The following is an 18,039-nucleotide window of genomic DNA, read 5'->3' on the forward strand; positions in this document are numbered from 1 at the left end:
AAGGTGGGCGTAACATCCACTGCATCGATTAGAGAGAGACACCACTATGAAAGAGATCATTGAAGGTTTTTTAAAGTTCCAGAGTGACGCATTCCCCGAGCGCGCCGAGCTGTTCAAAAATCTGGCCACTAAGCAAAATCCACGTACGCTGTTTATCTCCTGCTCGGACAGCCGCTTAGTGCCTGAACTGGTTACCCAGCATGAACCCGGTGGACTGTTTGTTATTCGTAACGCTGGCAACATAGTGCCATCTTACGGTCCTGAGCCTGGTGGTGTATCAGCTTCAGTGGAATACGCAGTTACGGCATTGCGCGTCACCGATGTCGTCATTTGTGGCCACTCAGATTGTGGTGCGATGACCGCGATAGCCACATGCAAGTGCATGGACCATATGCCAGCAGTTGGCAGTTGGCTGCGCTATGCCGATTCGGCTCGTATCGTTAACGAAGCTCGTCCTCATGTCAGTGAACGAGACCGTATTGAAGCTATGGTGCGAGAAAACGTGATAGCTCAACTTGAAAATATTAAAACCCATCCATCAGTGCGCCTGGCCCTAGGAGAAGGTCGTTTGGCATTACATGGCTGGGTTTACGATATCGAGTCAGGCCGTATTGATGCGTTAAATGGTGCCACTAACACCTTTGTTTCACTTGCGGATCATACCGATGTCCGCGCCTATCCAACACAGCTACCAGTAGCTGTATAACCCTTACTTAACTCAAAAGAGGTATTAATTATGATCCAGTCTCAAATCAGCAATACAGCTCGTCAGGCGTTAACTGAAGTGATTATTGCAGCCAAAGCAGAAAAAAACTTGTCGTTCGAGCAAATTGCCGAGGGTACAGGCCTTAGTGATGTATTTGTTACTGCCGCCCTGTTAGGTCAGCAGCCATTACCAGCCGAAGCCGCCCAAAAGGTGGGTCAAACCCTTGGTCTTGATGATAGCGCGATTGCATTACTACAAACGATCCCTTTGCGTGGCAGCGTTGAAAACAACATGCCAACCGATCCAACAATCTATCGCTTTTATGAGATGATGCAGGTTTATGGCACCACACTAAAAGCCCTAGTACATGAACAGTTTGGTGATGGCATCATCAGCGCCATCAACTTCAAGATGGACATGAAGAAAGTAGAAGATGCTGAAGGTGGATCGCGTGCGGTGATCACCCTTGATGGTAAATTCCTGCCTTATAAGCCTTTCTAACCATTGGCCTTATAACGATAGTCGGTGCATTGCGCCGACTTTTTTCTTCAGACAGGCCAGTATTTACCTATGAACACTGATAATAACAAGGCGTCCAAGTCTTTTACGGGTCAATTTAGCTTGGCTTCCTTTTGGCCTATGCTCGTCATTGCCGCATTGGCAATCAATCTACGTCCGGCGCTCACCGCCATCGGTCCCTTGCTCGAAGAGATCCGTAGCAGTACCGCAATAGGATTATCAACGGCTTCACTGTTAACCGTATTGCCCATGCTATGCATGGGGCTATTTCCCTTGCTGCAACCCTGGCTAGGACGACGACTGAGTGAAAGTGTGTGGATAACGCTTGGGCTACTTGCCATCGCCTTTGGCTGTCTATGGCGTTTATGGCTGAGTGACGGCGCCGCGCTTATTAGTAGTGCGTTACTGGCCGGAACAGGCATAGCTATAGTGCAGGCAATAGCGCCCGGTGTCGTTAAACGGTGGTATCCACAGCGTGTGCCTTTGGCCATGGGTATTTACTCAGCGTCTTTGATGGCTGGAGGTGGCTTCGCCGCCATATTCAGCCCTATGGTGGCGCACCATTATGGCAATTGGGGCGCAGGGTTAGGTCTGTGGTTCATCCCCGCCATCATCGCTATGCTGCTATGGTGGTCAAGGCCTCGCGAAGTATTAGCAGCTAAGGATGATGGCGTCTCAATCAACTTTTTCACGCATCGGCGTGCTTGGTTGCTGGCCATCTACTTCGGGCTGGCTAATGGCGGTTACGCTTGTATGATCGCTTGGCTACCCAGTTATGCCCGCAGTTTAGGCTTGAGCGCGCAGAGTAGCGGCGAACTTATCGGCATCATGACGCTGTTTCAGGTGTTGGCCGCACTGACGGGGCCAGTGCTGTCAGTTGAGCGAGATCGACGCCCATGGTTGTTTTTTGGCATTGGCATTCAGTTAATCGGATTCAGTGGGCTAATGCTGGTACCTCAGCCAATGTTGGTGGTTTGGGTCGCAATGATAGGCACCGGCCTTGGCATCGGTTTTGCGCTGACGCTGACGGTGGCACTCGAACATCTATCGGCACCGAGGCTAGCGGGGGCGCTAACCGCATTTATGCAGGGCATGGGTTTTATCATCACCGCCATTATCCCCTATATTGCAGGAATACTCCGTCAATCGACAGGGAATTATCAGGCCTCTTGGCTGATGTTGATCGTCGCGCTTGTCGTGATGCTTATTATCACATCGAGGTTCTCTCCAACTGGCTACACCAAGGCGATGGCTCCCAATAAAGCCTAACCATGTAGTTTCTGTGAGCTTGAGGATTTCTGAGTCTTAGTGTGCGAGCATCTTGGTATTAATCTTGATTTGGCTGGACCCGACGCCAATTTGCGCTGTCCGCGTAATAGGCTGTGCATGATGGGATGATAAGAAACGCTTTTCTGCCTATGAGTGTGATATTAAACGTGAAAGCTGCTGAGCAGCGGATAATGCTTAATCACCACAATGGGCATCTATGGTGTCGTTAGTTATAGATTAAACACTAATAATTTGAATCACGAATAATTAAAACTTAAAAAAATGGTTTGTTTATATTCATCAAGTGCGATTGCTATATTTATTTAATGAATAGTATTTATTGTGGATATTAATAGCGCTATATCATTAATGACTCGTATCACAGTTAATGCAAGGCGTAGTTATTAATCTCTTGTGTGTTTCTGTTATTTGGTGGTATTAATATTTCAAGAGCTAAATTAGCTATCTTAGTTAATATAATTAGAGTCGATAATCTAATCCCTCTTAATCGAAATTGTGTTAAAGCATTAATTTATGCTTTAAAGCCTTTGTGTGTTTAAAAATTAGCATGCATTTAAACGTAAATAAAATAACTCTACATAAATGATATAAAATAGGATGTAACTATATGAGTGGTAAAATTATTAAGGTTTCAAGAAATACCGGCAACGCACCCGAAAGCTCTGTATATACACAAACGGTGGCATTTTCTCATTACAATAATATTTCGGCTCAATTACCCGTAGACCCTAAAACGGGGCAAATAGTGACTGGTGGTGTAAAAGAGCAGACAAAGCAGTGCTTAAACAATATTAAAGCCATTGTCGAGAGTATCGATCATGTAATGGACGACGTTGTAAAAATTAATATTTTCCTTAAAAACATCGCCGATCTTGATGCTGTAAATGACGTTTATAGCGCATTCTTCCAAAGCTATCTTCCAACACGGACGACAGTTGCTGTTGCTGCTTTACCTATCCAGGGGGCTTTAGTTCAAATTGATGCGGTTATTTCCAATGGGGAGGGTACTGCTCCACAAGCACCTTGTGCACTGGTCAAGGTCGCCAGCAATACGCAGCAGGCACCCATTAGTTCGGTATCGACGCAAACAGTGGCGTTTTCGCATTACAACAATATTTCAGCTCAATTACCTATCGATCCTAAGACTGGGGCAATGGTCGAAGGTGGTGTACAGGAGCAGGCTGCGCAGTGCTTAACAAACCTCAAGGCCATTTTAACCAGTATTGATGTACCTTTTGACGATATTGTCAAAACAACGATATTCATTAAAAATGCCGCCGATATTGAAGCTGTCAACGAAGTGTATACCACTTTTTTCCCAGACTCTGCAATTGCTCGAACCGCAGCTTATGTACCCGCACGCTCTATCTTAGTTGCTGCAGCTTTGCCTATGGATGCTTTAGTGCAAATTGATGCGGTGGTATCACACGGAGATGGCACTCCGCCACAAGCGGTAGAAGACAGACATGGCATTGTCATAAGGGCAAGTAATACGCCAAACGCCCCCCTAAATGCGCTATATTCACAAACTGTAGCTTTCTCACATTATAATCATATAGCAGCTCAGTTACCTTTAGAACCACAAACAAATCAACTGGTTGATGGGGGCATAACAGGGCAGGCCGAACAATGCTTACGCAATATCAAAGCCATTGTTGAAAGTATCGACCATGTGATGGACGATGTCGTTAAAATCAATATTCAGCTGAAAAACATTGCCGATATTGAGGCGGTAAACCAAGTTTATACCCGCTTCTTTGACGGTGCTCTGCCAGCAAGAACAACTGTCGGGGTTAGTGCTATCCCTATGGATGCCTTAGTGCAAATTGACGCGGTTGTTGCTAATGCAGAAGGGACACCGCCACAAGCATAGCGTGAATGTTATTGCCGTTGAGCCACTCTTCAATAGCGGTAAGTTAAGTTTGGCTTACATAACATATGACATTTATGGTCGAGGTGAGGATCTGGAAGTGATGCTAGATGCTAACTTTGTATTCGAATCTGTCGGAAGTTTTGTTGTATGTGCCGTAAGATTAGAGGAGCTGGGCGAGTAATGATTTTTATGACTAAAGACTTTGATTCGCTTTGGCAATGCGAGTCAGGATAACGCCAAAAAATTAAGGCTTGGTATGGTGTGTGTCACTAACAGTGGCACTTTTACTCACCTTTAACCAAGCCTTGTAAGTTCACTTATAAAAATAAGCTTAACTTTGAGACAAATTACTTCTTGTAAGAAGAAGCGATGTTGTCGATACGGCTGTTAGCACGCTTAGCTTCAGCTTGTGCGTCCATAGCTGCTGCTTTTGCATCTTTAACGTCTGCAGAAAGAGCGCCTTGCTCAGACTTAAGAGAGCTAACTTCAGCTGATAGTTGATCAACCTTGTTGCCTAGGTTCGCAACGCTTTCTTCTAGAGCAGTAGTGTTTGCACAACCACCAAGAAGGGCCGTCATTGCTACGCCAGCAAGCATAAGTACTTTTTTGTTCATTGGGAAATCCCTTTAGAGTGTGTTGGATTAAGTGGAGCAGTTGAAACACAACTGCAACTAGTTAATTATGTCATAGCTATATTATTTTGCTATGAATTTTCGTGTTTACCTTGCAATACAATATCTCATGAGCACCCAAAAGCAAGACCCTGTAGGTAATTTGTGTCAATTTAGGTCATTGATCACCATACCGTTAACCTTATGCTAGTGCTTTGTATCAGTTTGCAGCCTATTAGCTTTGTATTTTGCAATAATTTCAATGCGCTGACGTTGTAGTTCGCTTTTGATCTCGGCCCCAGTAAAGCCAGCATCGATAATGGGTTTTATGGCAACGTTTTGCGCCGCCTCAAAGCAGTCTTGTAAGTATTGCGACTGCGGGTAGTCGTGCTGTTCAAATCCGCTGCGGCCTTTCATGTCGGCTTCACAGGCCAACAACAGCTGAGATAGCCGCTGGGGCTTACGCCAGAGATCGGCTTTGTCAAATATTTTGATGATGGTCTGCGGCTTTAACTCAAAAGCCTGATGTACATTTTGATGCTGATCGCATACCAGTAAAGCCAGATCGCGATATTCATTAGGTACCCTAATGCGAGTACACAGCGCTCTGATTGGCGCCAGCCCTTTTTGTCCATGGCCGTGATGTTTAGGCAGTAGCTCAGGCGGTGTAAGGGCTTTACCTAAGTCATGCACTAGGGCTGCGAAGCGGATTGCACGCTCTGGTGATAACTTTGCGGCTTGTTCGAGTACCATCATGGTGTGCACACCAGTATCAACCTCTGGGTGCCACTCTATTGGCTGGGGGATGCCAAATAACGCGTCAATCTCGGGGAACAACACTGGCAGTGCAGCGCACTGGCGTAATACCTCAAAAAACACTTGCGGCGCCTCGGTTGCCAGTGCCTTATCTAATTCTAAAAATACCCGTTCTGGGGTTAAGGCATCGAGTTCGCCGCTGCGGCTTATCTGTTGCATTAATGCCATGGTTTCTGGCGCAACACTAAAACCTAAGTGGTGGAAACGTGCGGCGAAACGAGCCACCCGCAATACCCGCAGTGGATCTTCGACAAAGGCCGCCGATACGTGGCGCAGTAAACGCAGCTCAATATCGCGTTGGCCGCCATAGGGGTCAACCAGTGTACCTTGCTCATCTTGAGCGATCGCATTAATGGTTAAGTCGCGGCGCAGCAGATCCTCTTCAAGGGTGACATCGGGGGCGGCGTAACAACTAAAGCCACCGTAACCTGCAGCCGTTTTGCGTTCGGTGCGCGCTAAGGCATATTCTTGCTGAGTTTTAGGGTGCAGAAACACCGGGAAATCTTTACCCACTTGATTGTAGCCTTGAGCGAGCATCTGTTCAGGTGTTGCGCCAACTACCATGTAGTCACGATCTTTGATGGGCAGTTGCAATAATTGGTCGCGGACCGCGCCGCCAACGAGATAGATTTTCACCAGTTTAAGTCTCTTTGCTTACTTTGCCTCTAGCTTATCATGCTAAGGGGGCGTGATCGTACTGTTTGCAACGCGGCGGCGCGCAAATATTTTAGGCTAATTTTTGACAATGGATTGGCTAAAGCTTAGTTTGGAGCGTCAATTATTTTTTGGGACTACAGCCTGCATGTACAAAGCGTTTTATGGACTTAACGATAACCCATTTTCTATTGCACCCAACCCGCATTATCTGTTTCTAAGTGACCGTCATCGTGAGGCGTTGGCACATTTGACCTATGGCCTAGGTGAGACGGGGGGCTTTGTACTGCTAACGGGCGAAGTTGGCACAGGAAAAACCACGGTGTCGCGTACCTTGCTCAATCAGTTACCGGACAATACCGACACCGCCTTTATTCTGAACCCTTCGCTAACCGAGTTAGAGTTGTTAGCCACCTTGTGCGATGCATTGAATATCGAATATGGCACCGAGCCGAGCCTGAAGCAGCTTACCGATAAAATAAGCCAGTTTTTATTGGCGAACCATGAACGCGGACGTAATACCGTGATGATCATTGATGAAGCGCAGCATCTGCGCGCCGAAGTCCTTGAGCAGCTGCGTCTGTTAACCAATCTCGAAACCGACACTAAAAAACTATTACAAGTGATTTTGATTGGTCAGCCAGAGCTACAACAATTGCTTAAACGCCAAGAGTTACGTCAATTGGCCCAGCGCATCACCGCCCGTTATCACTTATTGCCTTTGACTCAGCAAGAAATTGCTCTGTACGTGCAGCACAGATTGCAGGTAGCGGGGCGGCATGAGCCTTTGTTTCATCGCAGTGCGATCAAAGCCTTGCATCAATACAGTGGCGGTATTCCGCGGTTGATTAATCTGTTGTGTGAGCGCGCCTTGATGGCCGGTTACGCGCAATCTAAGGTGCCGATTGATGCCAACATGGTGCGCACTGCGGCAACGGAAGTGCTCGGCGAAGAGGTTAAGTCGCGATCGCTTTTTTGGCCTACGGCAGCGGCGGCCGCCGTGGTATTCACCTTTGCGGGGGCATTTTATCTGTTTAACCACACTGATGAGCGTGGCGTGCTTAATCTGGTCGCAGAGCCGAGTACTAATTCCAGTGCAGTACTCAGTTCAGGTGCGGGCGCTTCATCGAGCCAGATGCCTAATCAAGTGGCGCAGCGCGAGCGCTCAGGCGATTGGGGGGCGATTCCTCAACCCTCAGATGACCTTGATAGCATGAGCGCGCCTAAGTCGGCGCAACTGAGCGCCAGTCAACAGATTTTGCGTCAAGCCATAGAGCAGAGCCGCAGCATAGATAGCGCCTACGCCAGTATTTTAGGCTTGTGGGGCAAGTCGCCCTACATCGGCTTAACGGCTTGTCAGTCGGCGCAGCAGCAAGGGCTCGATTGTTTTCAGCAACAAGGTAATTGGTTTTCGCTGCTACGGTTAAACTACCCTGCGGTGGTGTATCTGCAAGATGAAGATCAACAGCCATTTTATGGCACAGTGGTGTCGCGCCAAGGTGAGCAGCTGTTGTTGCAACTGGGCGAGCAGCAATTGTGGGTCGACAGAGCTTGGTTTACTCGCCATTTCAGTGGCACCTTCGAAATTTTATGGCAGGCGCCCAGTTACCAGCCTAAAGAGATAGGTCGCGGTGCGCCAATTGCGCAGGTGCAATGGCTTGAAAATGCGCTGGCACATATCCAGCAAAAATCTCCACGTTTGGTGAACCAATTTGACGATGAGTTAGAGCAGGCGCTGCGAGCGTTTCAACGTCAGCACGGTTTGCGGGCCGATGCCATTGCCGGCAGCCAAACCTTAGTGCAGCTTAATCTTTACTTGAGTGATCAAGGGCCGCGGCTGCAAGAAAGTGGGGGGCGCTACTGATGTCTATTTTACTCGATGCCGTGATGCGAGCTAAACAGCAAGAGCAGCCTCTAGATGCAATTATTACTCCGCGTGCCCAATATCAGGCGATGAACCGTACTCGTCACCTTGGATTAAAGTTGGCGCTGTTTGTCACTCTGCTGGTGCTCGCGGTATTGGCGGCATGGCTACTCAGTAGTGTCAGCCCGTTACGCCCAAACGCTTTGAAGGCGCCGTTATCTGAGCCCACAGTGACACGGCAGCCCGATGCGCTAGCGTTAATGTCGCCGTCTAAGGTCAGTCACAGCCAGCAAGCTAATTCTAGCCCACAAGCCGATGTGGCCGACACCACGCAGCCGGCGAGCCCAAATGTGCAGCTGGCGGGAAAAGTTGCATTGCCTGTACCCATAGCACGGCCTATGGGCTATCAAGCGCAGGCAGTGCCGGTTAGTGAGCAAGCCAATTTGGCGCAGGGGTCGCGCACCATCGCCATGGCAACCCAAGTGACAGATAACGCCGCCCAAGAGCCCATTATTTTAGGCGCGAATAGTAATCAACGTGGCCAAGACTTACTTAATTCGCTGCAGGCGCAAGTCGATGAAGCCGCTAAAGATGTGGGCTTTAGCAACTCAACCCACGCGCGGGGGCACAATGCACCTGTGAGCCAAAGTGAGCCGCCAAGTGATAACCTGCTCGCCGCCTTTGAAGCGGCATTAAAAGCGGTGGAGATAGATAAGGCGGTGGCAACGCCTGTGACCGAACCTAAGCTTGATCCTATTCCTGAGCCTAGCGCCGATACGCTGCCTAAATATGGGCAGTTACCCGCTAGTGTGCAGCTACAGGTGCCTGAATTTACGATATTGGCTCATGTCTATGCCAGTAACCCCGATAAGCGCTGGCTTAATGTCGATGGCGCCGAGTTACAGCAAGGTGACATGATTGGCGACGCATTACGCATTATCGAGATAAGACCGCGTGATGTGGTACTTGAAGTGGCTGGCACCGAGTTTAAAGTGCCGGCCATTTAATATTTGTTAAGCATAATAAAAAGGCCATGCCTTCTGATACAGAAGAGATGGCCTTGTAGTACTGACTTATACCTTAGGGTTTGACATGAGTCGTTAAGCGTTAACCGTTATTAGTCAGTGCGTTACTCTTGGATTGACCGATACGCGTTAATAGGAAGTAACCTACTGAAGCTATCATCAAAGAGTCAATCGATGGGATCCCCGATAGGGTGAACCAACCATTTACCGTGCAAAAGCCCACTAATGAACCCACACCCCAAGCCACAAAAGTCATTGGCTTAATGGCAGGATCTTGTTGTAAGCAGGCTTCATCATAGCCGTTACGACGATTGATAAAGAAGTCGGCAATGTAGATCCCTGCAATGGGAGGGGTTGCGATACCCAAGAACAATAAGAATGGAATAAACCACGCCATAATATCCATGCTACCGACGATTGCCGCCAGAATACCGAGTACCACAGTGAGCTGCCATTTAGGGAACTTAGTAAACAGCGTTGATACCACTAAGGTGCCCTGGAACATGTTACCCGCGTTACCTGTGATGCAAGCAAACACCAGCAAAATAGCTGCAGGCAGCGTGCTACCAATAATCGCCATGGCAGACAATAGCGAGCCTTCAGAGGTGATAGACCCAGGTATCGCGCCCACCAAAAAGAGCACAGGATAGGCTAAACCAAAGGTTAATACACCCGCTAATACCGCATGCTTACGATTGTGAACAAAGCTGCCAAAATCGGGTGAGGTGGCCACTAAGACGATGATGGTACCCACTACCGATGACACCGCTGCACCAAAACTTAAGCTACTGACTTTCTCAACCACTGGCACCGAGGCGGTTAATGCCATATAAAGGATCACAAACATCAACAACACTATGATGGGCACGGCAAATTTTGATACCTTGCCCAGCGCTTCAAAGCCAAAGGCGGTAGAAGCAACAAAAATAACACAACCTAGGGCCACGATAAGCGCTACGGGTAGCTCAAGCCCAAATTGTGTGGCCAGCAGATCATGCACGCTGTGGCCAAACATGTTCGCCGTCACTGCTATCCAACCAAACAAGCTGATGGCCATGATGACATTGATGGCGATAGCACCTTTGCTGCCAAAGGAGTATTTCACAATGCCGTATGTGGGCAAGCGAGCCTGCTCACCAATGGCAATGTTGATCACCGCAAGCACGGTTAAGATTAAGCTGCCCACAGCAATCACCGCTGCTGCAGAGCCTAATGTTAACTGGCTACCGAGACTCGATGAGGCTAATAGCACTGGGGTTACAAGGATCCCTAGCAGGATCATTGCGATTTGAGCACCGGAGGCCGTGTTGGATTGTTCGGTATTATTTCTGCTACTCATAATTAGTACGCCTTAAATTCACAACTGAATGTGATTGAAGAGATCCCAAAGACAATCGGTGGTGACTTGTCGATGTTATTGTTATTTGTGTATCTCGATTTATGCGTTAACGGTTTATGCCTTGGTTGTCTTGATATAATTGCGCCATCCACCGGTCTCGGTGATTTCACGCTGTCCTTCGACCAGCCATGGCTCACCTAACACCCCCAGTACTTCACTACCATCGGCAAGCTTAACTTTACCGATAGCAAGGCCTGCAGGCTCATTGCTCAATACCGAAGCGAAGGCTTCCATAGGCAGTTCCCACACTTCAAGGTCAACGCTGTTGCTTGGCGCAGTGGTGCGGATCATTGCAGGGTGAACATCATTGATTGACCATAGGCGGTAATGCTGGTCGGTTTTATCTTCACGAATGAATTTACCGCCCACATTGATTAGGTTTGGGTTGAGTTCAAGGCCGCGCATTAGGGTGCCGTTTACTGCTAAAAGAGTTGTTTTAGACATAAGATTTACTCCGTAAAAAAAAAGGGTCCGGCCATGCCGGACCTCAAAAAAATGATTAGTGGTTGCGGATCCAGGTGCCCGTTGCACCATCAATGGCTTCGATAACGGTGCTGGCTTTAGTGATAAGCCCTGCGCCATCTGGATTACCGGCTAAGAATTGCAATAAGGCGTCGACTTTAGGCTTCATTGACCCTTCGCCAAATTGGCCTTGCTCGCCCAGTTTTTGCGCCTGTGCTGGATCCAGTTCACTTAGCCACTCTTGCTCTGGGGTGCCAAAGTTGATGGCCACCTTTTCAACGCCAGTTGGAATGATCAGCATGTCGGCGTGCAACTCTTTGGCGAGCATGGCTGAAGCTACATCTTTATCGATGACCGCCTCAACGCCCACCAAGTCCCCTTGTGCGTTGCGTTCCACCGGAATGCCACCACCGCCAGCGGCGATGACGAGTGCGCCACTGCCAAGCAGGGTTTTAATGCTGTCGGTCTCGATGATCTCTTGTGGGCTAGGGCTCGCCACGCAGCGGCGCCAACCGCGTCCTGAGTCTTCCATAATGTGCCAACCTAATTCGGCGGCATATTGCTCGGCTGTGGCTTTATCCATAAATGAACCAATGGGCTTATTCGGCGCTTGGAACGCTGGATCATTGGGATCCACCCGGGTTTGAGTTACGAGTGTGACCACAGGGCGGGCAATACCGCGGCGGCTTAACTCATTACTCAATGCCTTTTGGAACATATAGCCAATGGCACCTTGGGTATCGCCAACCGCGTAATCAACCGGAACAGGGTCGACTTCGTGGGCGGCCAACTCAGAGCGGCGCAGAATAAAGCCAACTTGAGGGCCATTGCCGTGGGTTAATACCAGATCCCATCCACGTTCAATTAAATCCACCAAGTAACCTACGTTATTCACCACCGTTTGGTACTGATCATTGATGGAGCAGTGGTCATCATTGTCTATCAACGCATTGCCGCCAAAGGCGACGACTGCTAAAGGTTTTTTAGTCATGGTTATTCCTAGTGTTCACGTTGAGTGGCAAAGGTTTGTAAAGCATCAACAAAGCACTGCATTGGTGCTGTGGTGATCCCGGCGCCAATTTGGCCTACACCCGCTTGTTTATGGGCGATACCTGTGTTGATGATGGGTAATACAGAGTGATCGGCAACCTTGCGCGCATCGATACCCGCCGCTGTTGGGGCAAAGTTAAGTGCTGGCAAGGTAAAGGCAGGGTTACCGCCTAAGGTGATGGCCTGCATTGCGCGGCTATTATTAGTCGCATCAATCGGGGTGCCGCCGACAAACTTCACAATCGCTGGCGATGAAGCCATGGCAAAACCACCGACCCCCGCGGTTTCAGTAATGGCGCTGTCGCCTAAATCTGCCGCAGCATCTTCGACGCCATAACCTGGGAAAAACAGCCCATCGACCGGGTTTGCAGGTGCTTGGAACCAAGTGTTACCCGTGCCAGACAGGCGGATACCAAAGTTAACCCCGTTACGCGCCATCACAGTTACCATGGTGCTGTTAGGGATATTCTCGGCCGCTTTAAGCATGCTCTTACACGCTGCCATCGACAGGTTTAAGAAGAAATGATCGTTGGCGGTGATAAAACTAATCACTCGTTGGATCTGCTCTTTAGGCTCAGCGGTATTAAGCAGTGCTGGTACCAGTTGTTTTAACAGTAAGCCGGTTGCTGCCGCATTACGGTTGTGTACTTCATCACCCATGTGCAGAGCTTGGGCCATAATGGGCTTTAGCTCGATAGGGCCAGATTGAACCAACATGGCTTTCATCGCTTGAGCCAGCTCAGTACCCATCCACTCTAAGCGTTCAATCACGGCTGGGCTATTGGCACCAAAACGCAGCACTTTACCTAAGCCTTCGTTAAAGTTGCTGTAGACGCGCTCATTACCATTATTTGGGTTTTCGACCACCCACAACGGCATTGAACGGCTAATGATCCCGGCCATTGGGCCTACGGCATCAAAGTGATGACAAGGCTCGAAGGTCACTTCACCTGCGTGGATCAACGCCTCTGCTTGCTCAAGGTCATCAGCCCATTTTTCAAATAAGATGGCACCTAAAATCGCCCCTTGTACTGGGCCGCACATCTCCTGCCACGCAATCGGTGGGCCTGCATGTAGGATCAGTTTTTTCTCTGCTAGGGTGGGTATCGCCTCGCCAGCAAGCATCACATCGACCAGCATAGGTTGGGCGGCTAAGTAGCGCTCCATGGCCGTTTGGTTGGCAAGCTCAATCTCTGGTTGGTTGAGTAATTCTGCTAGGGCTAAGCCGCCTTGACGATCGCCACCTGCTGGAGGTTGCCAGTTCATGGCTATCGCTTCACCGCCGGCACGTTCAATGTTAGTGGCGAAACTTGCTAGGCCTGCATTGAGGACTGTCAGTTTCTGAGTGAAAAGTGCTTTCATTTGAATTACCTATTTAGCAAAGTTGAGAAATGAATTTCGCAGCAAGGTGCGCAGCATCGGCATTGCTATCTGCAATTAATACCCCGGCCTCGCTCAAGGCATCACGGGTTAAATCACGAGACTGGGGATCTAACTCTGTGCCGCACACATGGGCAATAAACAGTGGTGCAGTGGCGGTTTTGCTACGAACCGTGTCAATCACATCAAGTAGCTCAGTCAGTGGGGCTTCTGACGCGCCATAACCTAACACCACATCAAACAGGATCACGGCGGTGGCTGGGTCTTGAGCATCTTGTAAAATGCGCTGGTTACGTAATGTCGGGTCGATCATCGGATGCGGACGACCTTGGGTGAAGGCATCATCACCGAGATCCACTATGGTGTGCTGCTGGCTTGTCCATACATCATCAAGCTGGCTGTTACCTTGGGTTGGCGTGTTTGAATACGCATTTATGCCATATTGGCTGGCAATAATTTGCGCTTCGAAGCAGAAGGTTCCGCCGGCAAAGACCCCTCTAATATAACGCTGGCTAGGCAATAACTTGCTGCTTAGCGTAGTTAACACTGAATCATCTTTTGGCTGAGTTTGTACGTCTGGAATCGCTTGCTGGTTTAACACTGCCACTGCCACTTCGGCAGAGTGCGCCAACGAGTGGGCAGCATAAACCCCATCGAGTGCCATTGAGGAATCTGCCGCGCCAAGAAAATGCACCACAACCGGTTTATCAACTTGGGCTGCGGTCGCTAAAATTTGCTCTGCAATGGCCTTTGCGGGTGGCTTAGAGATCAACACGATCACCTTAGTGGCCTCATCATCGGCAAGTGCCTGTAGGCCATGCAGCATAGAGATACCGCCCACATCTTGGTGCAGATCATGACCGCCCGTGCCTAACGCTTGCGATACGCCTTCACCCAGTTGATGAATGCGGCAAGTGGCTTCTTGTAGCCCAGTACCAGATGCCGCAACGACGCCAATCGCGCCGCGGCGTACGACGTTTGCAAAACCTAGGGGAATACCGTTGATAATGGCGGTGCCGCAATCGGGTCCCATGACCATCAGTTCTTTTTGCTGGGCCAGTTGTTTGATGGCGCGCTCATCGGCTACCGATACATTGTCGCTAAACATCATGACGTTCAGCCCAAGATTTAAGGCTTTTATCGCCTCTGCGGCGGCATATTCACCAGGGACAGAGATCATCGCCAGGTTAGCATCAGGATGTTGGGTTAACCCAAGCGCAAAGCTGGTCAGTGGCTGAGAGAACTGTTGGCTGTCATTGCCTGCATCGGGTTTTGCCGTGAGCGCCTCAAATGCGATTTCAATCGCTTCTTGGCATGCTGCCTCGTCGCCTTTTACCGCGACAACCAGATCATTGGGCTTGGCAATAATATCGCTGCCAAAACCGGCATCGGTCATGCGTGCTAAGTTCGCTTCTGTGCCCATGGCGACAGAGGCCTCTTCTATGCCACTCATTTTATTGAGGCGGGCTGAAATCTGCATCAAGGAAACGGAATCCTGATAGAGATTTTCAAATGTTTTATATTTAATGGTCATATAAGTACCTGTTAAAATAAGTTTTAATTCAGTAATACGTTATTGAGGCAATACAGCATTCCCGCAAGGGTGTCGGCACCTGAGCTGGCGCCAATGTTGAGGTTAGCCATCACTCTGTGGTTAAGTATCGAGGCGTCCGTTGCGGTAAATAAATCATGTATTAGCCATTGCACTGGGTGCGAAAAATGGTGATAAAGAGCCAATGTTAAATAATGTGCGCTAATCTCATTGGTCTTATTAATATCTAACAGTATTGCTGTTTTAATTTGATTAAAAAGCGTTTCGGCCTGCGGATGCACTGTGGTTAAACTGGATAGTACCGCCAGCACGCCTATTAAAAAGTCATCACCTGATGGTGTGAGTCCCTTACCATGACCTATATTTTTAGCTAATTTTTCTGAGTGAATATAAATACAGTTTGGGAGTGTTAATCCTAAGTGTTGAATATATTCAGCAGCAGAGTTAATGGTTAACTTTTCCTTACTGGAAATATACTTTCCAAGTAAGGCTTCCGTCATACCGACATTATTTTTAATACGGTAATGATTAATCGTTAATAACGCTGGAGCTTGTTGCCACTTTCTGGCTGTAAGGGTATTAATTGCTAAGTTTACAGTGGACTTTAGCCGTATCATGCCACCTCGCATAAATAGCGTCTCGCCCACCTTTATCTTGTTGGTTAATGGCCCTATCGACTCGAAGTCACACTGATATGCAGTGGGAGTCGCTGGTAAACGTGTATCAAGAAGGGATACCCAAGGCGTGTCAATCAGATCGGTTTTGATATTCATCGACCGCCGAAAAACGCTGTGTACCTTGCCGTTAAATGATGTTGCTGGGCAAAGGTATCCCTTAGTGAGCGAGAGTATCATCTCATCGACTTACTTAAGTCCTTCGATGATATTTTCGCTATTTGATACCCAACCGAATATCGCGCCCTGCGCCTTGATCATATCAAGGGTCGATTGATGGAATTCTGGGAAGTAAGACCCAACACAATCTTCAGGCACAATGCACTCATAGCCGCGGTCATTGGCTTCTCGTACTGTAGTACCAACGCACACTTCGGTGGTGACGCCACACACAATCAAGGTTTTGATATTGTTGTTTTGCAGGATTAGGTGCAGATCGGTTTGGTAAAACGCCCCTTTACCTGGCTTGTCGATAATCGGCTCGCCAGCAATAGGGTAGAGTTCAGGAATGATATCGTGACCTGCTTCGCCGCGGATAAGTATACGGCCTTTTGGCCCTTTCTCGCCGATAAAGGTTTTGCCACCACGGGTTAGTTTTGCTGGTGGGCAGTCGGTTAAATCGGCGCGGTGACCTTCGCGGGTATGGATAACCATGATCCCCGTTTCGCGGGCGGTGTTTAATAATTTGCCACAAGGTTCAATTGCGCTGCGCACTAAAGAGACATCGTTACCTAGCGCTTCGCCAAACCCACCAGGCTCAACAAAGTCTCGCTGCATATCAATGACGACTAGCGCAGTCGTTGCTGGATCGAAGTTTAATGCAAATGGTTCGGCTTGAAATAATCTAGTCATAATTTAATAACCTTTATAATAATTGGGCCGGGTTAACTCAAAGTGGTTAACACCGTTTGATAGTATCGGGCTAATATTGATTAAAAAAGTGATAAAATCAGGCTTGAGAAATCAAATAATTTGATGCTTTAACCTGTTAAAGCGACGGCTCTCTCAATATGATGATGCCTATAGGGCGCAGGTCTCGTCTTAATTGGTATTGGGCTAGGATGCGTCAAATATTTTGACGCATCACTTCGCTTTAATTGTTTAATGAGGGGGGTGAAACTGTGAATTGGCTCACACGCTAATCCCTCAGAAAATGATGCAGGACGCGGTTAGGCGCGTTATAGCAGTTTAGTCGCACCACTGATTGGCGTGTTCGGGTTGCATTAAGTACTCAATACACCAATTTAATACCGGGCTTTCACGGTTAGCATGCCAGGCATAAAACAGCTGAGTAGGTTGTTTGTGTTCGACAATGGCCTTTTTAATCACCTGACCTAAATCAAGCGAGGTTTTAATGCGGTGATGCGGGATATAGCCTATCCCTACGCCACGCTCAATTAAGGCTATTGCCGTTGATAGCTCTGGCGCGTAAATGATTTTTTGTCCGGTGAGGGACCAGGCATCTTGTGGCAGGATATGTTTGGCGGTGTCTTTAACCACAATAACGGGATATTGTCTTAGCTGCTCGGCCGTTAATACGTTGATTTGGCTGGCTAACGGGGAAGATTGCGCCACGATGAAATCCCACTCAATTTTACCAATTGATTGCGAAACCACCCCTTCCATCTTGGGGGCGGAGTGCGGCGCGCCAATTACCAGATCGGCTCGTCTATCATAGAGTGCATCCCAGCAGCCATTGTACACCTCTGTGGTGACTGAAATTTTTGTGGATGGAAATTGCTGATTAAGTTGCGCAATTAGATCGATTAATCCATCACGATTAATTATGTTGTTAATGGCAATATTAAAGGTGGCATCAACACCGGTGCAGATCATGGCGCTGTTACGCACTAGCTCGTCATAGGTATCGAGCATCCACTGACTATGATCAATAAAATATTGCCCAGCCGGGGTGAGTTTGATCTGTCGTCCCTTGCGGTCAAATAGAGCAAATCCAAGCTCTTCTTCCATTTTTTTTACCGTGTAACTCACGGCGGACGGTACGCGATTGAGTCGTTCGGCTGCAACCGCAAAACTCCCCGATTTAGCGATCAAATGGATGGTTTTAAAGGCTTCCTTAGACAAAGGCATAGTGAGATTCGCTTTGGTAAATTTTTGGCAGTATATGCTTTTGGTCGCACTAAGCAAATCCCTTCAGTCGACT

General features: G+C 48.4%; 16 protein-coding genes. 6 read left to right on the plus strand and 10 right to left on the minus strand.

Translation table 11 applies throughout. The features are described from left to right. The first annotated feature begins 46 nt into the window (after positions 1-46). The 4 genes from AC5YBX_RS03930 to AC5YBX_RS03945 all read left to right on the plus strand — a co-directional run bounded on the left by AC5YBX_RS03930 (position 47) and on the right by AC5YBX_RS03945 (position 4,388). Complete coding sequence (locus AC5YBX_RS03930) at positions 47-706, plus strand: carbonic anhydrase (protein ID WP_494519912.1); 660 nt, start codon at positions 47-49, stop codon at positions 704-706. A 30-nt stretch (positions 707-736) separates the two neighbouring features. Continuing rightward, entirely contained in the window at positions 737-1,207 is a 471-nt protein-coding gene (gene cynS, locus AC5YBX_RS03935) for a cyanase (protein ID WP_494519911.1), read from the plus strand. 69 nt (positions 1,208-1,276) lie between these two features. After that, a complete protein-coding gene (locus AC5YBX_RS03940; RefSeq protein WP_494524392.1) occupies positions 1,277-2,494 on the plus strand; it encodes a CynX/NimT family MFS transporter in 1,218 nt (405 codons plus the stop codon). A 628-nt stretch (positions 2,495-3,122) separates the two neighbouring features. Then, the gene (locus AC5YBX_RS03945) at positions 3,123-4,388 is read left to right on the plus strand and encodes a RidA family protein (protein ID WP_494519909.1); all 1,266 of its coding nucleotides are present in this window, start codon (positions 3,123-3,125) and stop codon (positions 4,386-4,388) included. Between the two features lie 347 nt (positions 4,389-4,735). On the opposite strand, the gene AC5YBX_RS03950 is transcribed toward AC5YBX_RS03945, so the two are convergent. Beyond that, on the minus strand, positions 4,736-5,002 hold the full coding sequence (locus tag AC5YBX_RS03950; protein ID WP_110456066.1) for an Lpp/OprI family alanine-zipper lipoprotein: 267 nt from the start codon (positions 5,000-5,002) through the stop codon (positions 4,736-4,738). A gap of 204 nt (positions 5,003-5,206) precedes the next feature. Then, positions 5,207-6,451: a multifunctional CCA addition/repair protein gene (locus AC5YBX_RS03955; protein WP_494524393.1), complete on the minus strand. Its 1,245-nt coding sequence runs from the start codon at positions 6,449-6,451 to the stop codon at positions 5,207-5,209. A gap of 166 nt (positions 6,452-6,617) precedes the next feature. On the opposite strand from AC5YBX_RS03955, the gene AC5YBX_RS03960 reads away from it, so the two are divergent. Both AC5YBX_RS03960 and AC5YBX_RS03965 read left to right on the plus strand, forming a co-directional pair. Beyond that, positions 6,618-8,333: an ExeA family protein gene (locus AC5YBX_RS03960; RefSeq protein ID WP_494524394.1), complete on the plus strand. Its 1,716-nt coding sequence runs from the start codon at positions 6,618-6,620 to the stop codon at positions 8,331-8,333. Beyond that, positions 8,333-9,340, plus strand: a complete 1,008-nt coding sequence (locus AC5YBX_RS03965) for a general secretion pathway protein GspB (protein ID WP_494524395.1) — start codon at positions 8,333-8,335, stop codon at positions 9,338-9,340. The genes AC5YBX_RS03960 and AC5YBX_RS03965 overlap by 1 nt, the downstream gene beginning before the upstream one ends. 100 nt (positions 9,341-9,440) lie before the next feature. Here the strand turns inward: AC5YBX_RS03965 and AC5YBX_RS03970 are convergent, their stop codons facing one another. From AC5YBX_RS03970 to AC5YBX_RS04005, 8 genes are all read right to left on the minus strand, one after another. After that, the gene (locus tag AC5YBX_RS03970) at positions 9,441-10,697 is read right to left on the minus strand and encodes a cytosine permease (protein ID WP_494519905.1); all 1,257 of its coding nucleotides are present in this window, start codon (positions 10,695-10,697) and stop codon (positions 9,441-9,443) included. Positions 10,698-10,811: 114 nt separating this feature from the next. After that, positions 10,812-11,201, minus strand: a complete 390-nt coding sequence (locus tag AC5YBX_RS03975) for an allophanate hydrolase-related protein (RefSeq protein ID WP_494519904.1) — start codon at positions 11,199-11,201, stop codon at positions 10,812-10,814. 55 nt (positions 11,202-11,256) lie between these two features. Next, positions 11,257-12,210 carry a carbamate kinase gene (arcC, locus tag AC5YBX_RS03980; protein WP_494519903.1) on the minus strand — a complete coding sequence of 318 codons (954 nt, stop codon included), beginning with the start codon at positions 12,208-12,210 and terminating at the stop codon, positions 11,257-11,259. Between the two features lie 8 nt (positions 12,211-12,218). Next, the gene (locus tag AC5YBX_RS03985; protein WP_494519902.1) at positions 12,219-13,631 is read right to left on the minus strand and encodes a YlbE family protein; all 1,413 of its coding nucleotides are present in this window, start codon (positions 13,629-13,631) and stop codon (positions 12,219-12,221) included. A gap of 13 nt (positions 13,632-13,644) precedes the next feature. Beyond that, positions 13,645-15,183 carry an acyl-CoA synthetase FdrA gene (fdrA, locus tag AC5YBX_RS03990; protein WP_494519901.1) on the minus strand — a complete coding sequence of 513 codons (1,539 nt, stop codon included), beginning with the start codon at positions 15,181-15,183 and terminating at the stop codon, positions 13,645-13,647. A gap of 23 nt (positions 15,184-15,206) precedes the next feature. Then, positions 15,207-16,055 (minus strand): oxamate carbamoyltransferase subunit AllH family protein, encoded by an 849-nt coding sequence (locus AC5YBX_RS03995; protein WP_494519900.1) that lies wholly within the window; start codon positions 16,053-16,055, stop codon positions 15,207-15,209. 9 nt (positions 16,056-16,064) lie between these two features. Continuing rightward, entirely contained in the window at positions 16,065-16,727 is a 663-nt protein-coding gene (locus tag AC5YBX_RS04000) for a cysteine hydrolase family protein (protein WP_475516029.1), read from the minus strand. 336 nt (positions 16,728-17,063) lie between these two features. Beyond that, positions 17,064-17,966, minus strand: a complete 903-nt coding sequence (locus AC5YBX_RS04005; protein WP_494519899.1) for a LysR substrate-binding domain-containing protein — start codon at positions 17,964-17,966, stop codon at positions 17,064-17,066. Positions 17,967-18,039 lie beyond the last annotated feature (73 nt).

This window comes from Shewanella sp. 492 (genome assembly GCF_059338445.1).